This is a genomic window from Clostridium pasteurianum DSM 525 = ATCC 6013 (genome assembly GCF_000807255.1).
Lineage (GTDB): Bacteria > Bacillota > Clostridia > Clostridiales > Clostridiaceae > Clostridium_I > Clostridium_I pasteurianum.
Genome location: NZ_CP009268.1, coordinates 461,587 through 488,192, shown reverse-complemented (window position 1 = coordinate 488,192; position 26,606 = coordinate 461,587). Strand labels below are relative to the sequence as shown.

Genomic DNA, 26,606 nt, shown 5'->3' with positions numbered 1-26,606 from the left:
TTTAGGCTAGATCTTTACTATGAAGATTATAATTTATTTTTTATATGATACTTTATATTTCTTGCTTTACCTTCCTGCTGAATTTTTCCTTCTTTTATTAATCTGTTAAGTATTAAAGTTGTGGTAGATTTACTTAGTTTAAGTTCAATCTCTATATCTTTTCGGCTAGCCTTACCTCTATTTGTGATTATTTTTAATACCTCTTCATCATTGTCTTCTAAGTTCGTTTTATAATTAACATTCGGTAAAATTACAACAAAAGCATTTTGAGATATTTTAAATTCTGGCTCTACCTTATATTTTGAATAGCTCTCATATATTCTTTGAATGCCAGTTCCATAACTTTCTATAAGTTTTAATCTATAAAAACAAGCTGCAAGATTTTTGTTTCTACTTTCTGATATTCCAAGCATTATATCCTCTAATGTAAGTCCTGCTACAAGTCCACCAACAGAAACAAACTCAATTCTGTCTTCAAAGATATGAATTAAAGTACTTCCACTAAATCCATAATCTCGATGAACTACTGCATTTATCAATGCTTCTCTTATTGCATAATATGGATAATCCTCTCTATCAACTCTATTAAGGCCTTTAAAGTCGCTTTCAACCTTATTTTGAAGACTTATATATTCATAAGCCTCATCTAATTGATTAAGTATAGAACCTGCAAATTCCTTTCTATCCCTAAATTCCAATTTTGTATCTCCATCATAAAGAGCACATTTTATTGAATGTTGACATTGATCTGAAAATAAAAGTCCTAAATTTGTATAATATCCATCTTCATTAATTATACCTAGAGTCCTTTGATTAGATTTTTCAAACCCAATTTGTTTTTCGTTAAAAACCTTTCTTGCATAATCAAAAGTTAATTCTTGATTTATACATCTAGTATTTTCGAAAATAACTCCATCACTTTCAATTATCATTTGTCGTATTGAATCTTCAGTAGCTGGTGCGGATGTAATACCATGCCTTACAAATACTCCTGACGGTTTTAGCCCCTTTGATATCAAATGATAAGGCCGCTTAGTTCCTTTTAAAACTTCTATCTTAATAATTTCCTTAGCTTCAATTATCACTATTTTCACTGATGTAATAAGTGCCAAATCTGGTTTTATTGAATCTCTTATGATGTTACTTACTGCTTCTAAATCTTGTTTTGCATTATCCAATCCTATAATTTTTCCATCATCATCTATACCAATATAAATTTCACCACCATAAGTGTTAGCAAATGCAATTAATTCTTTTTTTATTGATTCATTTAATTCCCTTTTAAATTCAACGTTTTCAGTTTCCTTTAATTCAAACATACCATCACCTTCTCTATTTGATTATATAGATTAATCGATCTATTTTCAACATGAATTTTAATCTATTAATCGATATTATTCGATTAATTAATCTATTATCTTTTAAGAATCATTGTAGAAAATACAGTAGTGAATTATTATAGATGGTCGTCATCAGAATACTTACACCTTTACGCAGCGTCAATGTCAACGGGTTTTTATTAAAATTTTTAGGCTAAATCTTTATTTTTATATAGAAAGTAGGATATAAAAAAAGATACTATCATTACTATAGCTAATATGCAAATAACAAATGAGACAATCTGCCAATTGGGAGCATTATTTATATAGACAATAAATTCTGGAGTAACTTTTACTTTATCTCCTATTAGTTTTTCAATAGCTAATGGTATAAAAAATATACACATGTACAAGCTCATAAGTATATATCTTGAATTTGTATATCCCAATTTAAAATTTATTGGAAAATACAAAGAGCTTATAAATATTGTTATTATTGCACATATCTCTACATCCTTAAAATTCATCAATCTTTCAAGATGAATAATTCCCATAAAATTCATTGCAGAGGAACTAACAAAAATTATAATGGAAGCTATGAATATAAATATAAATACAGACAAATACTTAGCCAAAATTATATCAATTCTCTTTACAGGAAGACTGTTTATCATATTTTCAGCTTTCTCATCTTTTATACTCATATTAGTTACACAGCCTATGATAATCATAACTGGCAACATAATAAATATTACATTTACATAGGAAGCATCCATATGTGAATATAAGGAGTTCATTATTACAGCAAATACTATAAAGAATACAAAAGGTTTCTTTTGAACTAATATGTCCTTTAAAATAAGATTTACCATTACTCATTCCCCCTGACTGTATAAACCATAATATCATCTAGACTTGCTCTTTCAATTAACACCTTATCCTTCAATAATTTTCTAATATCCTCAGTATTATTAGTTAATCCCTCAAATCCAAAGGCATTTTCATCTATTCCTATAAATTTATCTCTTATAGCTTTATCTAAAATTCCATTATTGCCCTTAATAATACTATAATTTTCAATAATACTGTCCTTATCATCTGAAAATACTACCTTACCTGAATTTAAAAATGTAATATAATCCGCTGCCTTTTGTAAATCTGTTGTAATATGTGTAGAAAATAATATTCCCTTATTTTCATCCTGAATTACCGAATACAGTATATCAATCATTTCACTTCTAAAAACAGGGTCCAGTCCTGAGGTAGGCTCATCCATTATTATAAATTCTGCATTATGAGAAAGTGCAATGGCCAGTGAATACTTCATTCTCATTCCCTTAGAAAGCTGTTTTATCTTTTTATTTTTAGGAAGTTCAAATTTAGATATATATTTATCAAAAACTTTATTATCCCACTGTTTATAAAAGGGGGCAATCACTCTCTTCATTTCCATTACAGTCAAATCCTCATAAAAACAGTTTTCATCATATACGAAACCTATTCTCTGTTTTATTTCCCTTTCATTTTCTATATTGTCCATTCCGAAAATCTTTATGTCTCCAGAGTTTTTTCTTATGAGATTCATTATAAGTTTTATGGTTGTACTCTTTCCTGCACCATTAGGCCCTATAAGTCCCATAATATAACCTTTTGAAAGTTTGAAGCTTACTTTATCCAATTTAAATCCCTTATAAATCTTAGTCAAATCTTTAATTTCTAAAATAGTATCCATAACTTACCTCCATTAGCTTTGTGAATAAATATTACTTGGTTAGAATTTATGTTTTCACTTATAAAGCTGAAATCTGTTATTTATCATATAGGTTCAAATATTATCGTATAGAATGTCCAGCATTTCCTTTAGTTCTTCTTTAGTAAGACCTATAAGACGGCTGTCTTCTATGGCTTGAGACAATTTTTCTTCAATAGATTTAATCTTTTTTTCCTTTAAAAATTCTTTGTTTTGTGCGGAAACATAAGAACCCTTTCCTGGTACAGTTTCTATAAAACCTTCTCTCTCTAATTCTTCATAAGCTCTCTTAGTAGTTATTACACTTATTTTAAGCTCCTTAGCAAGACTCCTTATAGACGGAAGAAGTTCACCTTGATAAAGAATTCCGTTTATTATATTGTCCTTTATCTGTCTTGTAATTTGTTCATATATGGGTTCTTTAGATGCATTAGAAATAATTATATTCATAAGTACTGCTCCCTTTGCAAAGTTTATACTGTATATATACGTTTATATACAGTATAAACACATTAATTATTCTTGTCAATGATATATAACTATATATTATTGAATTTAATTTCATTTTATTATTATAGCTTCCATTTACAACTATATATGCATTCAGAATATAGGACTTGAAAATAAGAGTTAAAATCAAAAAAGAAGGAACTTCCATTAGAAATCCCTTCTTATTGAGCATTTTTTTAAAATTTAACATTTTAACTTTGTATAAAGATTATATTCTATTTTTTCCAGAGTTTTTGATTATTTCAACTGAATTTTTTTGTTCAGGAGTAACATTCTCTTTATTATTTCCACTAACTGGAATGCCCACTCCTTCAGCAGCTTCCAGTTTGAATTTAGCAGAAGCTTCTCTTCCCTCTGATACAGAAAATTTATTTTTACTTTTCTTATTTACCATCTTTAAAATCCCCTTTTCTTAAATAGTATTATTATATTTATGTAATTTTCACAAAGCTATTACAGGAAATTGAAGGCAGTAATTTTTTTATATTTTCAGGGCAAAATAAATATATTAAAGCCATCATTGAGAGGAGAAAAAATACATGGATATAAAAAAAGCTAATGAAATAGTTGAATCCTTAGGAGTAATTGATGTAAATTATAAAGGTAATCCTGTTTGGATAGAAAGTATCAATGAAGGAACTAATGAAATCCAAATTAAAGATTTAAATACAGATAAGCATTTTACAGTAAATGCTGCTGAATTAAGTGAAAATTAAATATCTTCTAAAAAACACCGTATTATTCAAAAAATCTGAATTTTACGGTGTTTTTATTTTTATATTAATTTATACTATAGATTTATTGACATTGTATAAAAATCATTTTCTATTTTTACCGGGATTTTTAATTTTGCCAACTGGATTTTTCTGTTCTGAAGTAACATCCTCTTTACGTCTTCCTTTAGTTGAAATTCCCACTCCTTCTGCAGCTTCCAGGTTAAATTTAGCTGCTGCTTCTCGTCCCTCTGATACAGAGAATTTACCTTTACTTTTTTTATTTGCCATATTATAAAATCTCCTCTTTTCTTTAAGTGATATTATTATTTTTATGTAATTTTGAAAAAGCTATTACAGGGAATTGGAGGCTACTATGGAATTCACATATAATTTATAATTTTATATATGCAAATACTTGTATAATAAATATTAATGAAGTAACAATTTAAGCTTTAAGGAAAGAAGGAAATTAAAATGATACTATCTGGAAAAGAAATAAAAAATAAATTAGGCAAAGAAATTATAATAGAACCTTTTGACGAAAAAAGGATTAATCCTAATAGTTATAATTTGAGATTAAATAATGAATTACTTGTATATGACGAGTCAATTTTAGATATGAAGAAGGAAAATAAAGTCAAAAAAATTGTCATTCCACCAGAAGGTATAGTATTGGAACCCAACAAACTTTATTTAGGAAGAACAGTGGAATATACAAAAACAGATAAGTATGTTCCCATGCTGGAAGGCAGATCTTCAGTAGGAAGACTAGGATTATTTATACATGTAACAGCAGGGTTTGGAGATGTGGGATTTAATGGATACTGGACATTAGAAATACATTGTATTCAACCTATAAGGATATATGCAAATGTTGATATATGTCAGATATATTATCATTCTATAGAGGGAGAATATGATAAATACTCTAGTAATAAATATCAATGCAACAAAGATATACAACCTAGTTTGCTCTATAAAGATTTTGAGTAAAAATATGATAGAAGAAGAGTAAAGACATATGAATATTGTAGATGAAAATAATAATAAAGAAGATATATTCATAAAAAACTCTTATATAAGGGAAAAGCACTGGTATTTCTACCATTACTTTTCCCAGTAGGTAATTTTGTACTCTATCATAATAATTTATAATTATTAAAAATCTTTTTCATTTTTATGAAGTTTGTAATATAATATGGTGAACTATTAATAAACAATTTTTGAATAAACATAATTATTATGAAAAATTTTATTTTTCATAATAATATCTATTCAGACATAATTGCAGATAACATATCATCTGAATAATTTGTCTCTGATTCTGGAAGCCAAACATTGTCTTTTTTAGTTAAGGTTAGTTTCACAGATTTTGGTTCTTGCACTAGTGTACCCTTTGCAATATCTTCTCCAATCATCTTGAATGCAGATTGGTATATTTGTTTTTCTGTCATTGATGGATTCTTATTAACTTCTTCTTTCATTTTTGCCATGGAATTATCAATTATTTTTTTCATATCAAAACCTCTTACTTTAACTTCAACTTCTGCTGTATCTTTATCTGTTGATATAGTATTTACTTTATAATCTATTTTGCTAAATCCTTTGATAAAATCAGCTTTTAAATTATTTTTAATTTCATCAGTTATAATACTGCTATCAGTATTTCCTTCGGCTATACCTTGCATAATTCCATCTTCTATTTCTTTTCTAAAGGAAGCGTAATCCTTTTCTGTCAATCCTATTTTGTCAATATTAGTTTTATCATTTTTAAAGGTAACATCTAAAAATATCTTAGCACTTTCTTGTGGAGTTGCTTTTTCCTTTTCACATGAAATCAACATTAATGATGATAATGCTATAAGCAGCAATATCACACTAAACTTTTTAATTTTTTGCATTATATTTCCCCCTCATATAATATAATTTAAGCTAATTATATTAAAATATATTTATAGTTTTCTACATTTACATATATAAACACTTATTTATAAATGCAATATAATTGTATATTGAATATATAGATTGATTTTTATTTTAATAGTTACTACAAGTGCTTATATTTACTTTTTTAAATCTATATTTTAAAATAAATATAAAACAACTATATAGAACATCCAAATTTTATTAATATTCATATATTATACCATATATTTAACAATTATATAAAATTTGAAATAAACTTAGGAGGAAAACAATGAATTTTAAAAGTAAAATTAACAACACTGCACTTGTAGTAATTTTATTAATATGTTTCTTGTTCATCAGTGGATGTTCTGGTGAAAAGGTTAGTGCCAATGCACCTGAAAACAGCAGTTCTAATCTTTCAACACAAAATATCGAAAACAATTCAGCTTCCAAAAATGCTTTAAGTTCACAGGAAAAGTCAGCTTCTATATCAAAACTCAACCTTAAAGAAGCTAAGATATCAAGAGTAGTTGATGGAGATACGGTGGAACTTTCAGAAGGTACTAAGATAAGATTAATAGGAGTAAACAGCCCTGAATCCACCACACGAACAGAACCCTATGGAAAAGAAGCAAGCAATTATACTAAAAGCAGTCTTACAGGTAAAACAGTATACCTTGAAAAAGATGTTTCCGAAACAGATCAGTATGGGAGACTACTTAGATATGTATGGATTGATGTGCCAAAAGAAATAACTGATTCAGAGATAAAAACTAAAATGTTCAATGCCATATTAGTTGAAAATGGATACGCTCAAGTTTCTACCTATCCTCCAGATGTAAAATACAGAGATTATTTTACTAAATACAATATGGATGCAAGAAATGCAAAAAAGGGATTATGGACTATAGACCCTAATGGAACTACTAAGGGAGATGCTCTTTCCAATTCTAATAATAATTTAAGCAGTTCCAGCAATAAATCAAATAGTACAAGCTCCTTCAGCACTAGCTCAAAGAATGAAGACTCCTCAATTAATACTTCTTACCCTAGCAGCTCCAATGAAACTAAAAGTTCAAAGGGACTTATAAAGGGAAATATTAATTCCAAGGGTGAAAAAATCTATCATGTACCTGGAGGACAATTCTATGATAAGACAAATGCTGAGCAATGGTTCAACACAGAACAGGAAGCACAAGCTGCCGGATATAGAAAATCTAAGAGATAGATAACCCCCAAAAATCCCTATTATTATGTACTATCACTGATAATAGAGTTCTAGATATCCCTATCTTAGATATCTAGAACTCTATATTTACAGCATTCTCTGTGTACAATATAAACTCACTTACAGATTACAATAGCTTCTTTCATAATCTATAAGATCTTTTATTTCAGGCTTATCACCACAGACACCACATTTGCTGTTTTTACCTATCTGTATTTTCCTGAATTCCATAGTTATGCCATCAAAGGTCAAAAGATATCCTGCCAGGTTTTCTTCTATCTCAAGCAGATACTTTAAAGCTTCTAACGCCTGGAGATTTCCTATTACTCCAACTACTGCTCCCAGGACACCTGCCTCACAGCAGGTAGGAATTGTACCTGCAGGAGGTGGTGATTGAAATATACACCTAAAACAAGGTGTATCATTATCCGGTATATAGGTAGTAAGCTGTCCATGGAACTCTATTACCCCAGCAGAACAAAGAGGTTTTTTAGCTAAAACACAGGCGTCATTAATCAAAAATTTAGTTGGAAAATTATCTGTAGCATCAATTATAAAATCATAATCCTGATCCTCTATAATCTGCATTATGTTCTCTGAAGATAAAATTGTATTGTATGTAATTACATTAATATCAGGATTCACCTTATTAATACTTTCTTTTGCAGATTGAACCTTTGCCCTGCCTACATCTTCTGCAGAATGTATAATCTGCCTTTGAAGATTGGAAAGATCTACCACGTCTCCATCTACTAATCCTATAGTACCAACTCCTGCTGATGCAAGATACATGGCTACAGGAGAACCAAGTCCTCCAGCTCCCATTATAAGTACTTTTGAGTTTAACAATTTTTCCTGCCCTTCGGCACCTACCTGAGATAAAATAATATTTCTGGAATATCTCTGTATCTGCTCTTCACTAAACTCCAAAAATCACACCCCCTAATCAGTAAGACCTTATTTTAAATTTATCTTCAAAATAAACTTTCACCTGACTAACTTGGCGTAAGTCTCCAACGCACTCTGTACAGCCCTCACACAAAATCGAAAAGAAGATTTTGGTTCTCTGCTTTTCTTCAAGTGGGAGTTCGACGCCAAGTAAGCCATGCATTTGCAGTTCTAAAACTCAGATGGGATAAAAAAATCCTCACCTGAATTAAGAGAACTTGCTTCAATGGTTTACATTTATTCTTTAACAATTTCCTACTATACATACTTTTATTATATTATATTTTCTATCCATGTCAACTTTTTATTCCCAAAATTTCATACAGCTTCATTTACAGCATTTCTTCCCTTTATAATTTGCGTTTCATACTTCTTATAAGAATTTTAGTCTCTCTATCAACTCTTAAAGATTCTGTAATTTTCTGCAGTGCTTTATTATATGTGAAATCATCCAGGCTGTTATTTTTAAGATACTTCATAGTCTTTTCTGGAAATTTTATATAACATATGGATATAGCCCAAGCCACAGCCATTTTCACATAATATCCTTCATGTTTTACTTCATCCAATAATAATAACACTTTGTCTATATAACTATCTTCTATGTAAAATTCAAGAAGCATTACAACCCCGAATCTAACTTCAAATTCCTTTTCTGCAGACAAATAAGATTTAATATACTTTAAAACCCTCTCTTTATTCTTCTTTGTAAATTTCAATCCTGTGCAAAAACTGTCACATACAGCCCAGTTATCAATTTTAGGAATAAAATCCATAGCAAGATTTAAAATTTCTTCAATATCAGCCTTTACATATCCAATAACTAACCCTTGAAGCATAACTTCCTCATAATATTCATCTTTTGCTTCCTTCATATAGACTTTCCAGTCACTTTTGGCTATCTGTTTAGCCAAATTTCTTAGCAAGGGCAATCTTACCCCTAAAATGTTGTCTTTCCCCGGACACAATCTCTTTTGAAATTCTCTATATTTTTCATCTGCCAATTGAAATAGATGTTCTCTTATTGTATTTTCCAATGTTTTATCTCCATTTTCACTAGTATTCATAAGCTTCTCTAAGCATTTTTATTTCTTCAGCATAGCCTGACAGCTCATTTGGTGTTTCAAGAAAAAAAGGCAGATTACACAATTTAGGATGATTTGTAACTCTAATTATAGCTTCTTTTCCAAGAGAGCCTTGTCCAATTTTCTCATGACGATCTTTATGACTTTCAAAGGGATTTTTGCTGTCATTTAAATGAATTGCACGAAGTTTATCCAGTCCAATAATTTTATGAAACTCCTCTAGTACACCATCTAAATTATTCACAATATCATAGCCTGCATCATATACATGACAGGTATCAAGACAAACTCCCATCTTTTCTGAAAGCTCAACTCCATCAAGAATCTGCTTTAACTCCTGAAAACTACGACCTATTTCTGTGCCTTTACCTGCCATTGTTTCAAGTAGTACTGTAGTAGTTTGATCTGGTTTTATGATGGAGTTTAAAGTATCCGTAATATATTTTATTCCTATCTCTACACCCTGTTTTACATGGCTTCCTGGATGAAAATTATAGAGATTATTAGGAAGATACTCCATTCTCTCCAAATCATCTTTCATAGTCTCCAATGCAAATTCTCTTACACTTTCCTCTGCAGAACAAGGGTTTACAGTATAAGGAGCATGGGCCAGCAGCGCAGCGAATTCATTTTCCTTTGCCATTTCCAGCAGAGCTTTTATATCCTCTGGATCAATTTTTTTAGCCTTTCCTCCTCTAGGATTGCGTGTAAAAAACTGAAAGGTATTTGCGCCTATTTTAAGAGCATTTTTTCCCATAGCTTTATATCCCTTTGAAGCTGATAAATGGCATCCTATGTTTAACATCATTGCTACCTCCAATATTTTTATTAATAACTTCACTATTTTAAATAAAGGTTTAATATTAACTTCAACCAGTAACTATTATATGTAATAACGCATTTTACATAAATTACATCACTAGGTAATTCATATAGACTTAGCAACATATATTCCCTTATTTGTAACATTCATTAATTCTCACTATTCAAATTTTATTTTAGTCTTTATTTTCAATTTTTAGAAGCATTTCTTTTATTTTAAGTCCACCGCCATAGCCTACCAGCTTGCCATTAGTTCCAATAACACGATGGCAGGGTATAATAATTGGAATTGGATTTCTGTTATTTGCCATACCCACAGCACGGCAGGCATTTATATTTCCTATCTTTATAGCTACATCTTTATAACTGCAGGTACTGCCATAGGGAATTTTCCTTAATGCCTCCCATACTTTTTGCTGAAAATCTGTACCTTTAGGTGCAAGTGGCAATTGAAATGTCTTTCTCTTTCCATGGAAGTATTCCTGAAGCTGTTTATAAGCTTCTTTTAACAGTGGTGTTTCAATTAAATTTATATCTTTAGAAGGACTCTCCCCAAAATATATATTAGTAATAGCTTTTCCATCCTCCGTAATACCTATTTTCCCTATTTTAGTTTCATAATAAAAAGTTTTATTCATCTCTCATAATGTCTCCTTTCTTTCCTATCATTTACTCTTTAGTATCTAAATAATTTGCTTTATATTTTTATACTGAAATTCTCTATTATTCCTTTAAGTTATTATACACTAAAAATATCGTGAAGTTCTTTTGTGAACTACACGATATTTTGATATTTTAACATTTTAAAACTTCATTTAGTTGAGGTCCTATTTTCTACAAATTTCATTAATTCTTTATTAAACTTATCCTTCTCATCATAAAACAGTCCATGGCCGCTTAAATTAAAAGGTATAAGCTTGGAATCTCTAATACTTTGATTCTGCACCTGACCTAATTCAAAGGGAACTACTTTATCATGAATACCATGAAGTATTAATGTAGGCACATTTATAGATGCTAAATCAGAAAATAATTCTTCCTGTATCCATGTATTTGCTATAGCTGCTGTAGCCCATCCTGCTGCTTGTAAACCTAATTGCAGAAACCACTGTGCAAAAGGTTCAGTTATATGCTGAAAGAAAAATATATCTCCAAAATCACTTAACATTTTAGGTCTATCTGCATAGGTTTCTTGAATAATATTTGTTACAACACTTTCATCTATGCCATAAGGGAAATTAGGACGTTTAATTAGACTAGGAGCCGCTGCTGCAAAAAGAGCAAGTTTTGATACACCTTCACCTTTATGTCTGCCCATGTATTTAACTGCAATTGCTCCCCCAGTAGAGTGTCCAGATAAAGTAAAATTTTTTAATCCCAGTGCCTTAACCACGCACCAAACATCATCTGACAATCTATTATAATCATATCCTGTAAAGGGCTTATCTGATTCTCCAAATCCTCTCTGATCTATGCCAATACATCTGTATCCCCTTTTAGGCAGTTCATCAAATTGATACTCAAATAAATTATGATTACCAGGCCAACCATGTAAAAATACAATTGTCTTATCCCCTTCTGGATTAATATCTTCTACAAAAACTTTTACTCCTGATTCCACTTTAACATAATAACCCACTAAAAATACCTCCAAAATATATCTATCTAAATAATATATATATTTACATTAGAGTATTATTCCTGTCTGCTGGTTATTAATCGGTAAAATTTTCCTTCAATCCTGAAAGTATTTCATACTGCTCTTCTTAAATTCATAAATACTGTACAATATATTATAATCCTTTATATTACTCAACTCAGATATTTTCTGTACTATATCTTCGCATATATTTTTCGTTTGTCCATGAATCATAGTAAAAATATTGTAAGGCCAATCATCACATACAGGCCTCCTATAACAATGGCTTATCTCTCTAAATTCTATCATAATATCTGTTATTTCTTTAATACTCTCTTCCGGCACCTTCCATACTACCATGGCATTTGCATTAAAACCTGCATTTCTATGGTTTAAAATAGCACCAAATCTTCGTATAATACCCTTATTAGAAAATTCAATTATTTTATTTAACAAATCTTCCTGAGAAATGCCCAGCTCTTCTGCTATCTTTTTATAAGGTTCTGGCACAATGGGAATATCCTCTTGAACTTTACGAATAATACTTATATCTAAAGAACTTAGCACAGGTATCACTCCTTCATGGCAAAAACAGCATTGATTTTAAATACGTCTATTGCAGGTAATTCCAATATATCTTCAATCCCCGTATTAACTTTGATATCCTGCAAAAATCTTTTGATTTTCTCTTCCGATTCTTCCGTAACTGTAAACCAAATATTATACTTATTATTTCTTTGATAGTTATGAGTTACCCCCTTATAGCTGCTTATGAACTCTGCCACTTCATAAATTCTATCCTCTGGCACCCTTGCAGCGCATAAAAGACTTGTATATCCCAGTTTACTAGAATTAAATATACCGCCTATTCTCCGTATATATCCCTGCTTCTTAAGCTCGTTAATTGTATTGATAACCTTTTGTTCAGTTATATTGAGTTTATTGGCAATTTTTAAGAATGGTCTTGCGTCCAGTGGAAATTCTGTCTGTATTAAATTGAGTATTTCCTTACTTTCTCTGTCCATTAAACATATACTCCCTTCCCAACAGAATGTAAGCACCAGGAATCTTCTGACATTAGGTCCCCATTATTATAAAAAGCTGCACGAGCTCGGCAGCCTCCACAGTCTATTTTATAGCTGCAAACTCCACATTTTCCTTTATAATCTGAAGCCCTTAGCTGATTTAACAGAGAACTATTTCTCCATATTTCACTAAAAGGAGTTTCTCTTACATTTCCCATAGAAGAATTCAAATAGGCACAGGGCTGAACGTTTCCTACAGGGCTTATAATGCAATAGGCAGTGCCAGCTAGGCACCCCTTTCTGAATCTTGTTCTTACATTATTTTCTGAAGCAATTCTCATAAATTGAGGTGCACAGGTAGGTTTTAATTCTATAGATACTTCTCTCTGTTTTAGCATTATATCTTTTAGAGTTTTCTCATAATCCTCCCTATTTAGCGCTTCCTTTTCTATATTTATTCCCCGACCTGTAGGTACCAAAAAAAATATATGATGAGCCACTGCTCCCATATCAACAGCAAAATCTGTAATGTCCAATATTTCATTTTTATTCCAATTCATTACAGTAGTATGTATCTGAAAGGGTAAATTTACTTTGCTGCAATTTTCCATGCCTTCAACGGCTTTTTTCCATCCACCATTATAATTTCTAAAATTATCATGACTGTTAGAATTTAAACTATCTAAACTGATTCCCACTCCCATAACCCCAGATTCTTTTAATTTTTTAGCTACATCTAAAGTTATAAGTGTACCATTAGTTCCAAGTACTGGTCTAAGTCCAATTTGCCGTGCATACTCTGTCAGTTCATAGATATCTTCCCTCATAAGCGGCTCCCCGCCAGAAAAAATCATTATTTTAAAACCAGCCTTTACTATTTCATCCAGCAATTCCTTTGCCTCTTTAGTATTTAGCTCTTCTTTAGCCTTATTTCCAGAATCTCTATAACAATGTTTGCAGTACATATTGCATTTATTGGTAGTATTCCAGGATATAATCATTAGATATTGCCTCCCCAAATTTATTTTTTAATTAGCACTAGGAGAAAAGGACGAATCAAATCAACCCAGCAGACTCACTAACTCCTATCTCTTCATTGGTCAAGTAGCAAGCTGGATCTGATGCCCAGAAGTCTCCGGTTACTGCTTCCGCCCTTGCTCTAAAATTTCCATTACAAACCTCAAGCCATTTACAGATGCCACATCTTCCCTTTAACAAATTTTTTCTATTCTTTAATCCATCAATAATAGAATTTGAAGTATCTGACCAGATATCACCAAAACTTCTCTCCTTCACATTTCCAAAAGTATATTGAGTTGTAAACTGATCTGGATGAACATTTCCTTTGTAATCCACATTTGCAATGGCTATGCCTGAACGATTTCCACCATTCAGCTTCATCAATTTAAGAATATTTTGTGACAGATTCTTGCATTTTTTCTCCGCTTCCAAATAGAGATAAACTGAGTCTGCATGGTTATCTACTGTAAGTATTTCTACTTTATCTCCCATTTCCATAGTCTTTTCAATAATCAAATTCATGGCTTCTCTAGCCTCATCATGAGTTATATCTTCATTCATCATAGAGCTTCCTCTGCCAGAATAGACTAGGTGATAAAAGCACACACGATTAATTTTTTCTTCTTCAATAAGCCTAAATATATCCTTTAACTGCCCATAATTATGCTTATTTATGGTAAATCTTAATCCCACTTTCTGGCCAGCTTCTCTGCAGTTTCTAATACCCCTAAGTGCATTGTCAAAAGAGCCTTTAGTTCCTCTGAACTCATCGTGACTTTTTCCTATTCCATCTAAACTTATTCCCACATAGCCTACACCACACTGTTTAAGCTTAATTGCCGCATCTTTATCTATCAAGGTACCATTAGTAGAAATTGTACTTCTTATATTACGCTGTGTTGAATACTCAATCAATTCAAATAAATCTTTCCTTAGAAAAGGTTCTCCTCCTGAAAACAATATTACAGGTACTTTAAATCCATGTAAATCATCAATAAATTTTTTTGCCTCCTCAGTGCTGAGTTCTTCTTCATATATTCTGCTGTCAGAATCCGCGTAACAGTGTTTACATTTTAAATTACAAGTTCTGGTGCAATTCCATACCACTACAGGACCATACCCCTTGTTTACTCCATTTTTCTGGGTACTAGCTCCATGAATATATCTTAATTTATCTCCGAAGCTTTCCTTTCCACATAATAATTTTGATATTCCTATCATACAACAGCTTTCCTTTCTTATATGGTTTTTCAACTGTATATTTTCCAACTAAAAACATGAAGTGTAGAAATTATATAATTTATAATGAATTTTATCTATTATATCATACATAAATAAATAAAATAATACATTTTACTACATTATCATTTATTTTAATAACATATTTTTAATAATAACATTACATAAACATATATTAATATATTTATGGAACTCATCTCTTTTTAACATCTTTATTAATTCTCTTATGTTCTTTAGTTAGTTCCTCTGAGAATTCTGTAGATAATCTAAGCTTATTTGCCTTTGCTCTTATAGCACTGTTAGTTTTTAATTTTTCACTCTTTTTATAGACTTTCATTAACATATAGGCAAATGTGTAAAAAGCAATTATTATAAGTCCTGATACAAGTCCTGATGTCTGCCCAGAAATAAATGGCATACTGATAATTATAATAATAAGGCTTATCAAAGTAATCCAAGAACTATAAGGATATCCTATTATATGATATTGCCCTTTTTTTGGAGATCCATACCTTTGTCTTAATCGAATCTGAGTAGCAACAATCACTGCATAAGTAAATAACAAGGCAAAACCACCAGAACTTATGAGGAACATATAAATTTTAGGAATTATAATACCCATTATTAGAGCTAAAAACATTGCAAAACCCGAAAATACTATTCCTCTATGAGGTACTTTACTTTTATCCTTCAGCCATTTAGGTGCATGCCCTTCATCTACCAGAGAACGGAGCATCCTGCCCATTCCAAACATAGCTGCCAGCATGGTGGAGAGAATAGCTGTAATCATAACTATATTTATTGCATTTCCAGCCCATCCCATTCCCCACCTGTTAAGTGCTGCTACCATTGGGCTTATTTCTTCATTAAGATCAGCAGTTGGAATAAGGATTAATAAAACTATAATAGATACTATATAAAGTCCTGCAAGGGCTAAAATTGTATAAAAAATAGCTTTTGGAATTGTCTTCTCAGGATTGTCTGTTTCTGAAGCAGCTAATCCTATTATTTCAAAACCTGCATAGGCAAATATGACAACAAGCATACTGCCAGTAATACTTTTTATTCCTCCTGGAATAAAGCTCTCTTTTCTGATTACATTAGTACCAATAGTTGGTGCACCCTTTATGAAACCCATAACTAAAGATATTCCAATAATTATAAAGGATAATATAGCTAGCAGCTTGACAGCTGCTAGACTACTTTCTAATTTACTTAATCTATCAGCTCCTAAAAAATTAAGTACAGTAACCACAGTGATAACAATACTTCCGAGAAGAAATACAGAAAGACTTGGAAACCATCTGCGAAATAATATGGATACAGCCGCCGCTTCGCTGGACATAGCTAAAATCATCCCCGTCCAATAAACCCATCCCACTACAAATGCAGCTCCAGATCCAAAAGCTTTACTGGCAAAAGCCCTAAAAGAACCTGGTGATGGATCTGCTACAGTCATTTCAGAAAGAGCCGAAAGAATAAAATATACTAGTACTCCTCCTAATACATATGAAATTAAAACCGCAGGGCCTGCTGCGTGAATAGATACAGATGATCCAAGAAAAAAGGAGCCTCCAATTATAGTTCCCAGTGCCATCATTGTAAGCTGCCCTGCAGATAGACCTTTATGCTTTTTCTCCATTATATATACCTCCGAACTCCCTATAATCTTAAGAATAGTATTCCTAAAATTAATAAAAACATTCCATAAGGATACATAGAATGTTAAACTTTGAACTTTTTAGATTTATTCAGAGATAATATATAATTATAGAAAGAAGTTTTTTAATTAAAGAAGTATACAATAGGACTGTTTATTAACTGCTGTAAAATTCAAAATAGCAACTGATTTTTTTAGATAGGATAGTTATAGAAAATATAAAAATGAGGAATTTTAATCCCTCATTTCTTAATTCACAGTAAATTCTTACTATTCTACTTCTTCTAAAATAATATGATAAATCCATGTATTAAATTTCTCAACACTTACAAATTTATACTTTTTACCCTTTTTAGTGTAGGTTGTATCATCTACTTGTTCATATCCATTATCCTCTAATGCTTCAATTTCATCTTCATAGTGCTCATTGATATCTAATTTTATTGTTTCCATGTTTTCAATACACTCCTTTTTAATTTTAGTAATCTAATTTTACTATATAAACGACATTTTTTCTACTATAAATTTTACATCTGTAAACGTTATTTTATGTTTTTTTTATAAATATTTTGTGTTTGTATTAATAATTATGAAAAAATATGTTATAAATATAACAATATGTCATCTAATCTTTAAAAAGAAGTGTTATCAAATCAAAAATTCATCTCAAAATTTATAATTTTTAGTAATAAGCAATTATAAATATTTTTCAATTCATCTTTTGCTTTTCCATTTCTTCTATCATAGTATGAACATTATGAACAATTTCCGGTACATCCATCTTATCCGCATTTATTTCAATAAAACACATTTTATCTTTACCCTGAATTTCAATTTCCTCTATAGCTTTATCTAATTCTTCATTAGTATTTACTCTGGCAGTATATGCATTCCCACCAAAGGCTTCAATGAGTTTTTGGAAATCCCAAACTGGTATATTATTATATTCAGTTGTTTTAGGTGCATTCAGATAGGCTTCAATAGTATAATATTTATTATTTATTAAAAATATCACAGGCTTACAACCGTTATATATAATTGAACTTAATTCCTGAGCTGTTAAATGTATAGATCCATCTCCAGTAAATAAAACTATACGACGATTTCTATCTGCAACGCAGGCACCAAAGGCAGCAGGAGTCGCATAGCCTATAGATCCCCAATTATACTGACATATATAAGTAACACTTTTAGGCAGCCTAACCTCTGCCATACCAAGAGGAAGTGATCCTGATTCTACAATTACTATGTCATTTTCTTTAATAAAATTCTGTAACTTGGGATAATAATATACAGATGTAATCTGATCATTTCCATTGATGTTATTATTCTCATTGTATATTCTTTTAATATTTGGAATTGGAACTGATTTTTTCTCTACAATTTTAACTAATTCATTTAATAAATCTTCCATTAATACATTTTCATATAGGCTCATTCCTACCTTTACATAATTAGGTTGGATTTCTATAATGTTTACAGGATTCAATTGTGCACTGAAGGAACCTGTATTGTAATCGGACCAAATAGGGCCAACGGCTAAAATGCAATCGCAGCCCTCAACAAAATCTTTAACCTCTAGACTTCCCCATCTGCCTGCATATAATCCTATATAGTTTTTATGGCTCTCATTAAAGGATCCTTTACCTGCCATCATAGTAGCTACAGGTATATCCATTTTATCTGCTAAACTTTCAACTACAGATTGAAGATTATATCTTGATACCATGATATCCGGAAGAAGTACTGGCTTTTGTGCCCTATTAATAACCTGTTTAATATTATCAAGTGCTAACTGTAAAGAATTCTGATTAGTCTGAGGTTTTAATAGATTTATTTCTCTTTTAGTAACAGGCTGATCAACTACATCAATGGCTATTACTAAATATACTGGTCTCTTCATTTCCTTAGCTATTTTAATAGCAGTGGGAATTTCAATTTGTGCATTATCCTTAGTAATTACAGCTGTATATGCAGTTATATTTTTATAGATATTTTCATATACAGAATAATCGCCATTCATTAGGGTATGGTGCATCTTTCTATGCTCCATCTGAACCATAGTTTTTGGAGCTCCAACTATATGAACAATGGGAACATATTCAGAATAGGCACCGGCAATTGCATTGCAAGCATTTAATTCGCCTACTCCAAAAGTAGTTATCATAACTGAAAGTCCTTTAATTCTAGCGTAGGCATCAGCAGCATAGCCTGCATTTAATTCATTTCTGCAACCTACAAAATTTATTCTCTCATCTTTCTCTAGATTATCTAAAAGAGTAAAATTATAATCTCCAGGGACACCAAAAATCTCACTTATTCCCTCACTATTTAAACAATTAAAAAGATATCGTCCTACAGTTAGTTGATTTTTTTCAAACATATAATATATTTAGTGAAACAACTTATTAAAAATGTGTTATTTCACTAAACACTCACTTCCTTTCCATATTTCTTTTTGCAGTATTTTATCTATAAAAATAAAATAATAAATTTTAGTTATAATATAAAACTTATTCTAACCTGTACGCATAAGCTTATGCATAAATGGAATTAGTAAAAATCAACAGTAAATAAAGTTTAAAATAAAAAAACACCTAAATCTTTGACGACCTAGGTATTTCTATAATATTACTTTATTACAAATCTAATTCTTTTTATAGCCTAAACTATAAAGATATTCTATGTAGTCCACATCATAAAAGTGTTCTAGCTCTATTCTCTTACTTACTCTTTTCATTATTTCTAAAACTTTATAAGAACCTTTTACTTCATCTTTTAAATTCCAGTAAAAATGGCATAATTGCTCTACTATATTCGCCAACATTCTTGTCTTAGATAAATTATTGATTGTCCATCTATGTATAGGATATATGCAAAAGTTTATAGTACAGGAATCTTCATTGGGTTCAAGTATAAAAGTAAATTCATCAGAATCCATAAGAATACACTTACAGACTGAAATATCTTGTTTATTTTCATATTCAAATTGATCTGCTAGTTTAGTGGAAATTAAATAAAATAATTCTTTTATATTCTCATCAGGTTCAGTGACTCCAAATAATTTTATTTTTGAACTAATTCTTTCATCAAGCTCCATCGACAATTCTTTTAAGGATGAATTTTTTAATTTAACCATATATCCAGCTCCTCTATATATATTTCTTAAATATGATTATATACTATACAGTACATTTTACAATATAATCTTATATATACACTATATTTTTATTCAATTTATATTAAATTGTATTATAATATATACTATATAACTTTTTTATAAATAAAAAAAGGATGGTGGTATCTTATGAGCGAAAAAATATTTACAAAAGAAGAGTTAAGTAAATTTAATGGTAAAGATGGTAATCCCGCATACATAGCAATTAAAGGTATTGTCTATGATATAAGTAAAGTACTTGTTTGGAAAAATGGTATACATCATGATAAAACTGCCGGCAATGATTTTACCCAAGAATTTCCTCACAAAGCAGAATGGTTGGATAGATTACCCATAGTAGGAAGGTTGCAATAACTAAATAACAATATTTATATATAAATTGTAATATAAAAAATAATTATATTAAATAACTTTGTCCAGATAAAAAGAAATATTACTAACTTCTTTTTATCTGGACATTTTCCCATTATACTATCCACTTTCGTAAGTATAATGAATTCGTTCATCTATAATGCTTCCTTGAAGATATTAAGTACACCCTCATAACCTATGGGCTTTAGACTACCTATGTTACCTTTTCTCACAGATTGTCTTGCCATCTCTTCAAGTTTATCTTCTTTAATTCCCACCTCACTTAACTTAGATGGAATTTCCAGTAGATTAAAATATTCTCTGGTCTTGTCTATGGCAGCATTAGCTATATCATATTTGTCTTTACTGGCATCTATATTCCAAACGTTTATTCCAAACTCTGCGAATTTATCTACAGTGCTGTCGTCTAAAATATACTTCATCCAGTAAGGAGTTAAAATAGCAAGACCAACTCCATGAGTTATATCATAATAGGCACTGAGTTCATGTTCCATAGGATGCACAACCCAATTTCTATGTTTCCCATAGCTTAAAAGTCCATTTATAGCGAGACTGGAAGCCCACATCAAATTTGCCCTTGCTTCATAATTTTCCGGTTCATCCATGGCTTTTCTACCATAATTTATACAGGTTTTCAGAAGTGCTTCTGCCATCCTATCCTGTAAAAAAGCTTCTTTTGTACTGCTGAAATAGGCCTCCATAATATGGCTCATAATATCTGCAGTACCTGCTGCTGTTTGACTTCTTGGCACAGTAAAGGTATAGGTAGGATCCAGCACTGAAAATCTTGGTATCATATCTGGGTGCCCCACTCCTATTTTTTCATTGGTATCCATATTAGTAATAACCCCAAAAATATCCATTTCTGAGCCCGTTGCAGCTAATGTCAATACACTGGCCACAGGCAGTACTTTTGAAATTTTCCTGGCATCTTTAACAATATCCCAGGCATCACCTTCATAATAATACCCTGCTGCTATAACTTTGGCACAGTCAATAGAGCTTCCTCCACCTATGGCCAATACAAGATCTATATTATTTTTCCTGCAGATTTCAATTCCCTTTCTAACAGTAGTTATTCTAGGATTTGGCTCTACACCAGAAAGCTCCCAAAAGTCAATGGAATTGTCTTTTAACCCTTTTGTTATATCCTCATAGATTCCATTTCTCTTTATACTTCCTCCTCCATATACAAGAAGTATTTTTGAACCATACTTTTTTATTTCAGCAGGTAATACTCCTATCTTTCCCTTTCCAAAAAATATTTTAGTAGGAATAGAGTAATCAAAATTCAACATATAAACACCCCTCGTTTACTTCTTTCTCTGCACATTAATATAATTAATCAGTTACATATTAAATATTATAATACTTAAAGTTAACTTTAAGTCAACAAAATTACTGAAAAATTTTACATTCTCAATACATTTTTACCTTATACAATGTTAAAGTTGAAGCAAGTTCTTAATTCAGGTGGGGATTCTTTTACCCTATCTGAATTTTAGAACTGCAAATGCATGGCTTACTTGGCGTTGAACTGCCACTTGAAGAAAAGCAGACAAAACAAAATTTATTTTGTATTTGGTATGAATCGCTGTACAGAGTGCAAGCAGAGAACCAAAATCTTTTTTTGATTTTGTGTGAGGGCTGTACAGAGTGCATGGTAGACTTACACCTACGCCAAGTTAGTCAGGTGAAAATAAAAAAACACCCTAATATCAATTTAAATATCATGGTGTTTCAAGTGTTTATATATATACTGGCATTGGATCAATTTTTAATTTATTTTCAACAATTTCCACTTTATTTTCATGGAATACATATAATCTGTGTATGAGAACTAATACTTCATCTCCCACTTTAAAATGACTTTGCTCAAGAGAACGGATTCCTGTAACTTCTATATCACCTATTTTAGCAGTGATTATCCAATTGGAACCAGCAAAAGATATGTCTGTCACTACTCCTCTATCAGAAGCAGATACATACTGTACCTCACCTTCCTTGCCAATCTGAACAAACTCCGGTCTTATAATTGCCTTAGATCCTTTTTGTATATCTTTAAATGCCTTAAGCTTATCAAATTTTTCAATAATATTTGATTCACCAATAAATTTTGCTACAAAAGCAGTTTCAGGCTTTTTATATATTTCTACAGGCTCTCCCTTTTGTTCTACAGTTCCCAAATTAGTTATTATAATCTCGTCTGCTACTTCTACCGCTTCTTCTTGGTCATGAGTTACAAAAATACTTGTTATACCAAGCTTGTGTATAGTTTGTTTCAACCAAGTTCTAAGCTCTTTTCTAACCTTAGCATCAATGGCCGCAAAAGGTTCATCCAAAAGAAGCAGCTGTGGATTTGGTGCAAGAGCTCTTGCAAAGGCAACCCTCTGCTTTTGTCCTCCCGATAATTGACTTGGATATCTCTTTTCTAGTCCTTTAAGTCCAACAAGCTCTATTAATTCTAGTACTCTCTTTTTTATTTCATTTTTATTTACCTTTTTAATGGAAAGTCCAAAAGCTACATTTTGATAAACTGTCATATTTCTAAAAAGTGCATAATTTTGAAAAACAAAGCCTATACCTCTTTTACCAGCTGGTATATCATTAACTAGTTTACCGTCAATATATACCTCACCACTATCAGCAGATTCAAGACCTGCAATAATACGAAGTATTGTAGTTTTACCGCTGCCACTTGGTCCAAGTAGACCTATTAATTTTCCACGCTCTATTCCAAAGGATACATTCTTAGATGCCTTATAATCTCCAAAAATTTTATTAAGATTTTTAACTTCAACATACATTTTATCTCACCTCTTTTTTAACTTTCCATTCAATAATATTTCTCAGAATTAAAATAATAATAGCTATAAACACCAAAAGAGAAGATACTGCAAAGGATGCAGAAAATTGATATTCATTATACAGTATTTCTACATGCAGCGGCAGTGTATTAGTCTCTCCTCTTATATGTCCTGACACTACAGAAACCGCTCCAAATTCACCTATAGCACGGGCACTGCAAAGTACAATTCCATATAAAAGTCCCCATTTTATATTTGGAAGTGTTATCCTGGTAAATATAGTCCATATATTGGCTCCCATAGATGCAGCCGCTTCTTCCTCTTCACTTCCCTGAGCTATCATCAAAGGTATTATTTCCCTAGATACAAAGGGAAAAGTTACAAATATTGTTGCCAGTACTATACCTGGAAGAGCAAAAATTATTTTTATATCATTGTTAAATAGGAAGTCATAGAATAGTCCGCCTCTACCAAAGGTAAGCACATATATTAGGCCGGCTATAACCGGTGAAATGGCAAAGGGAAGATCTATTAGAGTAATTAAAAAGTTCCTTCCAGGAAATTCAAACTTTGTTACAGCAAAAGCAGTTATAGTTCCAAATATAGTATTTAAAACAACAGCTACTCCAGAAGCTATTAATGTAAGTTTTACAGCAGCAAGAGTGTTTGGATCTGTAATAGCAGCTATGTAAGCCTCTTTACCTTTTCTAAAGGCCTCGGTAAATATTAATATCAATGGCATTCCAAGCATTATAAATAGAAATAATACAGTTATACCTATAAGTAAAAACTTAATCACTTTGGATTTTGTATAATATTCTTTTTCCAATTTTATCACTCCCTATCTATACTTATTGGCTCTCCATTGAATTAAATTTATAACAAACAACATGAAAAATGAAAATATAAGCATTACTAATGCTATGGATGTAGCCCCTGGATAGTCAAACTGTTCAAGCTTGGTCATTATTAAAAGTGGTGCTATTTCTGTTTTCATAGGCTTATTTCCTGCAATAAACACTACAGATCCATACTCACCTATCCCCCTTGCAAATGCAAGTGAAAATCCTGTCAATAGAGGTGCAATAAGCTGAGGAAATATTACTTTAATAAAGGTCTGAATTCTGGAAGCCCCTAAAATAGAAGCTGCTTCTTCTATACTTTCATCTAAATCTTCTAAAACCGGCTGCACCGTACGTACAATAAAAGGTATACCTATAAACATCAATGCTATAGTAATTCCAAAGGTTGAAAAAGAGCCCTGTATACCAAACTTAGCTAATATAGACCCAAGCCATCCCTTTGTTGAATAAAGTGTTGTAAGTGAAATACCTGCAACTGCAGTAGGCAATGCAAAAGGTAAATCTATACATCCATCTAAAAGTCTCTTAAATGGAAACTTATATCTTACTAGAACCCAAGCAATAATTAACCCAAATACTGAATCTATGGCAGCTGCTAACAGTGCGCAACCAAAACTGACCTTATAGGATGCTATTGTCCTTGGATTTGTCACCACTTTAAGGAATTCTCCAAAACCCATTTCAGTGGTTTGAATTACTACCGTACTAAGTGGAATTAAAACTATTAAACTCAAATATAAAATAGCTAAACCCATGGATATACCAAACCCAGGAATAACCTTTGTCTTCTTAGCCACTTATTGTACCCCCCTATCTTTTTTGCCTTATATCTTATATTTACTCCCCAAACAGCCGCTTAAGTATTTTACTTCCAAAATCCAAAAGGTAAAATATTCACTACAGCACTCTCTATAATAATTTATATAATACTCAATAACTGTAGAATTTCTAATGAATTCTTAAAATAAATTTATATTTAAATCTCTCCCATAAAATAAACCCAATAAAAATGTATAAATAAGTTATAACTAATAAACCCATAAATTAAAGATATATGCATACTATAATAGTGTGTATTTAATCTTATAAATTCATATCTTATATAATTTCTATAATTATATAATAAAACTTTTAGAAATTATACAATGAATTCTTAGATTTAGTAAAATCAATTACTAAATCTAAGAATTCTATCTATTAATCTAATTATTTTTTAGGCTGATATATCTGATCAAAAGTACCGCCATCAGCAAAGTGAGTTTTCTGAGCCTTAGTCCATCCACCAAATACATCATCTATTGTAAATAAATCTACTTTAGCAAAATTATCTTTATATTTTTCAGCTATTTCCTTATCTCTTGGACGATAGTAGTTCTTTGCAGCTATTTCCTGTCCTTCTTTAGAATATAAATATTTCAAATATTCCTCTGAAACTTCTCTTGTACCTTTTTTGTCAACTACTTTATCAACTACAGCTACTGGTGGTTCTGCAAGTATACTTATAGATGGTACAACTATATCAAATTTGTCTGCACCTAATTCCTTTACAGATAGATATGCCTCATTTTCCCAAGCTATAAGCACATCGCCTACTCCTCTTTCAACGAAAGTTGTAGTAGCTCCTCTTGCTCCTGAATCCAATACTGATACATTTGCATAAACCTGTTTAACGAAATCTTTAGCCTTATTTTCATCATTGTTATTTTTCTTTAAGGCATATCCCCAAGCAGCAAGATAATTCCATCTAGCTCCACCAGAAGTCTTAGGATTTGGAGTTACAATTGAAACACCTGGTTTAGTTAAATCATTCCAATCTTTTATGTTCTTAGGATTTCCCTTTCTTACAAGAAATACTATAGTTGATGTATACGGTGCACTATTATCTGGAAGTTTTTTCTGCCATCCTTCTTTTATTAACCCAGCCTGCTGAATTGCATCTATGTCATAGGCTAAAGCCAAAGTGGCAACATCTGCATCCTGTCCTTGAATTATAGACCTTCCCTGTGAACCGGAACCACCATGAGATTGCTTTATAGTAACATCCTGACCAGTTTTTTCTTTCCAGTGCTTTGCAAAAGCCTTATTATATTCCTCATATAATTCTCTTGTTGGATCATAAGAAACGTTTAAAAGACTTACTGCTTTTTTATTATCATTTTTTGCTGCTGTTCCGTTTTCAGAATTCTTATTACCACATGCGGCAAAAGTTGACAATGTTAGTACACTGATTAATGAGATTAAAATACCGAATTTAATTTTTTTCATGAAGAGTCCCCCTAATTTTCATTTAAAAATAATTATACAATTACTTTGATTTTGCTTTCGTCAAAATGCTAACCTGTAAGCATTCTGACTTAATACATAACTCCTTCATAATTTATTACCCCCAAACATATAATTCCTATTACATATAAAACTTATAAGATTACTATGGTATTTATTATAATACAATTATAGCTGATGTCAATACAAAAATAGAGATTAAAAAAATTTTTATTACAATATCCTTTAACTATA

29 protein-coding genes are annotated in these 26,606 nt (G+C 31.0%); 4 read left to right on the top strand and 25 right to left on the bottom strand.

Annotated features, from left to right (window positions below):
• Positions 1–26: 26 nt before the first annotated feature.
• The 5 genes from CLPA_RS02240 to CLPA_RS02215 form a co-directional block, all read right to left on the bottom strand.
• On the bottom strand, positions 27–1,319 hold the full coding sequence (locus CLPA_RS02240; protein WP_004455143.1) for an RNA-binding domain-containing protein: 1,293 nt from the start codon (positions 1,317–1,319) through the stop codon (positions 27–29).
• 209 nt (positions 1,320–1,528) lie between these two features.
• Positions 1,529–2,191, bottom strand: a complete 663-nt coding sequence (locus tag CLPA_RS02235; protein WP_004455142.1) for an ABC-2 transporter permease — start codon at positions 2,189–2,191, stop codon at positions 1,529–1,531.
• Entirely contained in the window at positions 2,191–3,051 is an 861-nt protein-coding gene (locus CLPA_RS02230; protein ID WP_004455141.1) for an ABC transporter ATP-binding protein, read from the bottom strand. Before CLPA_RS02230 ends, CLPA_RS02235 begins: the two co-directional genes overlap by 1 nt.
• A 93-nt stretch (positions 3,052–3,144) precedes the next feature.
• Positions 3,145–3,519, bottom strand: coding sequence for a GntR family transcriptional regulator (locus tag CLPA_RS02225; protein ID WP_004455140.1), 375 nt, complete (start codon positions 3,517–3,519; stop codon positions 3,145–3,147).
• 268 nt (positions 3,520–3,787) lie between these two features.
• Positions 3,788–3,973 carry a hypothetical protein gene (locus CLPA_RS02215; RefSeq protein WP_004455136.1) on the bottom strand — a complete coding sequence of 62 codons (186 nt, stop codon included), beginning with the start codon at positions 3,971–3,973 and terminating at the stop codon, positions 3,788–3,790.
• Positions 3,974–4,118: 145 nt separating this feature from the next.
• On the opposite strand from CLPA_RS02215, the gene CLPA_RS02210 reads away from it, so the two are divergent.
• Positions 4,119–4,295: an H-type small acid-soluble spore protein gene (locus tag CLPA_RS02210; RefSeq protein WP_004455134.1), complete on the top strand. Its 177-nt coding sequence runs from the start codon at positions 4,119–4,121 to the stop codon at positions 4,293–4,295.
• A gap of 102 nt (positions 4,296–4,397) precedes the next feature.
• Here the strand turns inward: CLPA_RS02210 and CLPA_RS02205 are convergent, their stop codons facing one another.
• Positions 4,398–4,583: a hypothetical protein gene (locus tag CLPA_RS02205; RefSeq protein WP_004455132.1), complete on the bottom strand. Its 186-nt coding sequence runs from the start codon at positions 4,581–4,583 to the stop codon at positions 4,398–4,400.
• A 186-nt stretch (positions 4,584–4,769) separates the two neighbouring features.
• Here CLPA_RS02205 and dcd point away from each other — a divergent pair, with 186 nt between their 5' ends.
• Positions 4,770–5,288 carry a dCTP deaminase gene (gene dcd, locus CLPA_RS02200; RefSeq protein ID WP_004455130.1) on the top strand — a complete coding sequence of 173 codons (519 nt, stop codon included), beginning with the start codon at positions 4,770–4,772 and terminating at the stop codon, positions 5,286–5,288.
• A 278-nt stretch (positions 5,289–5,566) separates the two neighbouring features.
• On the opposite strand, the gene CLPA_RS02195 is transcribed toward dcd, so the two are convergent.
• The gene (locus CLPA_RS02195; RefSeq protein WP_004455128.1) at positions 5,567–6,196 is read right to left on the bottom strand and encodes a DUF5105 domain-containing protein; all 630 of its coding nucleotides are present in this window, start codon (positions 6,194–6,196) and stop codon (positions 5,567–5,569) included.
• A 296-nt stretch (positions 6,197–6,492) separates the two neighbouring features.
• On the opposite strand from CLPA_RS02195, the gene CLPA_RS02190 reads away from it, so the two are divergent.
• Positions 6,493–7,431, top strand: a complete 939-nt coding sequence (locus CLPA_RS02190) for a thermonuclease family protein (protein ID WP_004455127.1) — start codon at positions 6,493–6,495, stop codon at positions 7,429–7,431.
• A 120-nt stretch (positions 7,432–7,551) separates the two neighbouring features.
• Here the strand turns inward: CLPA_RS02190 and CLPA_RS02185 are convergent, their stop codons facing one another.
• The 13 genes from CLPA_RS02185 to CLPA_RS02125 form a co-directional block, all read right to left on the bottom strand.
• Positions 7,552–8,361, bottom strand: coding sequence for a HesA/MoeB/ThiF family protein (locus tag CLPA_RS02185; RefSeq protein WP_004455126.1), 810 nt, complete (start codon positions 8,359–8,361; stop codon positions 7,552–7,554).
• A 368-nt stretch (positions 8,362–8,729) separates the two neighbouring features.
• Entirely contained in the window at positions 8,730–9,416 is a 687-nt protein-coding gene (locus CLPA_RS02180; RefSeq protein ID WP_004455125.1) for a DNA alkylation repair protein, read from the bottom strand.
• A 19-nt stretch (positions 9,417–9,435) separates the two neighbouring features.
• On the bottom strand, positions 9,436–10,269 hold the full coding sequence (locus tag CLPA_RS02175; RefSeq protein WP_004455124.1) for a deoxyribonuclease IV: 834 nt from the start codon (positions 10,267–10,269) through the stop codon (positions 9,436–9,438).
• Positions 10,270–10,462: 193 nt separating this feature from the next.
• On the bottom strand, positions 10,463–10,924 hold the full coding sequence (locus CLPA_RS02170) for a methylated-DNA--[protein]-cysteine S-methyltransferase (RefSeq protein ID WP_004455123.1): 462 nt from the start codon (positions 10,922–10,924) through the stop codon (positions 10,463–10,465).
• Between the two features lie 173 nt (positions 10,925–11,097).
• Entirely contained in the window at positions 11,098–11,925 is an 828-nt protein-coding gene (locus tag CLPA_RS02165) for an alpha/beta fold hydrolase (protein ID WP_004455122.1), read from the bottom strand.
• Between the two features lie 96 nt (positions 11,926–12,021).
• On the bottom strand, positions 12,022–12,492 hold the full coding sequence (gene ahbB / locus CLPA_RS02160) for a siroheme decarboxylase subunit beta (protein WP_004455121.1): 471 nt from the start codon (positions 12,490–12,492) through the stop codon (positions 12,022–12,024).
• Between the two features lie 5 nt (positions 12,493–12,497).
• The gene (gene ahbA, locus CLPA_RS02155) at positions 12,498–12,950 is read right to left on the bottom strand and encodes a siroheme decarboxylase subunit alpha (RefSeq protein WP_004455120.1); all 453 of its coding nucleotides are present in this window, start codon (positions 12,948–12,950) and stop codon (positions 12,498–12,500) included.
• Positions 12,950–13,951 carry a putative heme d1 biosynthesis radical SAM protein NirJ2 gene (nirJ2, locus tag CLPA_RS02150; protein WP_004455118.1) on the bottom strand — a complete coding sequence of 334 codons (1,002 nt, stop codon included), beginning with the start codon at positions 13,949–13,951 and terminating at the stop codon, positions 12,950–12,952. The genes ahbA and nirJ2 overlap by 1 nt, the downstream gene beginning before the upstream one ends.
• A 55-nt stretch (positions 13,952–14,006) precedes the next feature.
• Entirely contained in the window at positions 14,007–15,191 is a 1,185-nt protein-coding gene (gene nirJ1 / locus CLPA_RS02145) for a putative heme d1 biosynthesis radical SAM protein NirJ1 (RefSeq protein WP_004455117.1), read from the bottom strand.
• Positions 15,192–15,402: 211 nt separating this feature from the next.
• Positions 15,403–16,851: an amino acid permease gene (locus CLPA_RS02140; protein ID WP_004455116.1), complete on the bottom strand. Its 1,449-nt coding sequence runs from the start codon at positions 16,849–16,851 to the stop codon at positions 15,403–15,405.
• A gap of 288 nt (positions 16,852–17,139) precedes the next feature.
• Complete coding sequence (locus CLPA_RS02135; protein ID WP_004455115.1) at positions 17,140–17,322, bottom strand: hypothetical protein; 183 nt, start codon at positions 17,320–17,322, stop codon at positions 17,140–17,142.
• Positions 17,323–17,578: 256 nt separating this feature from the next.
• On the bottom strand, positions 17,579–19,252 hold the full coding sequence (locus tag CLPA_RS02130; RefSeq protein ID WP_004455113.1) for an alpha-keto acid decarboxylase family protein: 1,674 nt from the start codon (positions 19,250–19,252) through the stop codon (positions 17,579–17,581).
• Positions 19,253–19,516: 264 nt separating this feature from the next.
• Positions 19,517–20,008: a hypothetical protein gene (locus tag CLPA_RS02125; RefSeq protein ID WP_004455111.1), complete on the bottom strand. Its 492-nt coding sequence runs from the start codon at positions 20,006–20,008 to the stop codon at positions 19,517–19,519.
• 168 nt (positions 20,009–20,176) lie between these two features.
• Here CLPA_RS02125 and CLPA_RS02120 point away from each other — a divergent pair, with 168 nt between their 5' ends.
• The gene (locus CLPA_RS02120; protein WP_004455110.1) at positions 20,177–20,401 is read left to right on the top strand and encodes a cytochrome b5 domain-containing protein; all 225 of its coding nucleotides are present in this window, start codon (positions 20,177–20,179) and stop codon (positions 20,399–20,401) included.
• A 152-nt stretch (positions 20,402–20,553) separates the two neighbouring features.
• Here the strand turns inward: CLPA_RS02120 and CLPA_RS02115 are convergent, their stop codons facing one another.
• The 5 genes from CLPA_RS02115 to CLPA_RS02095 form a co-directional block, all read right to left on the bottom strand.
• Positions 20,554–21,717 carry an iron-containing alcohol dehydrogenase gene (locus CLPA_RS02115; RefSeq protein ID WP_004455109.1) on the bottom strand — a complete coding sequence of 388 codons (1,164 nt, stop codon included), beginning with the start codon at positions 21,715–21,717 and terminating at the stop codon, positions 20,554–20,556.
• 450 nt (positions 21,718–22,167) lie between these two features.
• On the bottom strand, positions 22,168–23,226 hold the full coding sequence (locus CLPA_RS02110) for a sulfate/molybdate ABC transporter ATP-binding protein (protein ID WP_004455108.1): 1,059 nt from the start codon (positions 23,224–23,226) through the stop codon (positions 22,168–22,170).
• A 1-nt stretch (position 23,227) separates the two neighbouring features.
• Positions 23,228–24,055, bottom strand: a complete 828-nt coding sequence (cysW, locus tag CLPA_RS02105; RefSeq protein ID WP_004455106.1) for a sulfate ABC transporter permease subunit CysW — start codon at positions 24,053–24,055, stop codon at positions 23,228–23,230.
• A gap of 12 nt (positions 24,056–24,067) precedes the next feature.
• Positions 24,068–24,886 (bottom strand): sulfate ABC transporter permease subunit CysT, encoded by an 819-nt coding sequence (cysT, locus tag CLPA_RS02100; protein ID WP_004455104.1) that lies wholly within the window; start codon positions 24,884–24,886, stop codon positions 24,068–24,070.
• 409 nt (positions 24,887–25,295) lie between these two features.
• On the bottom strand, positions 25,296–26,354 hold the full coding sequence (locus CLPA_RS02095; RefSeq protein WP_004455103.1) for a sulfate ABC transporter substrate-binding protein: 1,059 nt from the start codon (positions 26,352–26,354) through the stop codon (positions 25,296–25,298).
• Positions 26,355–26,606: the final 252 nt, after the last annotated feature.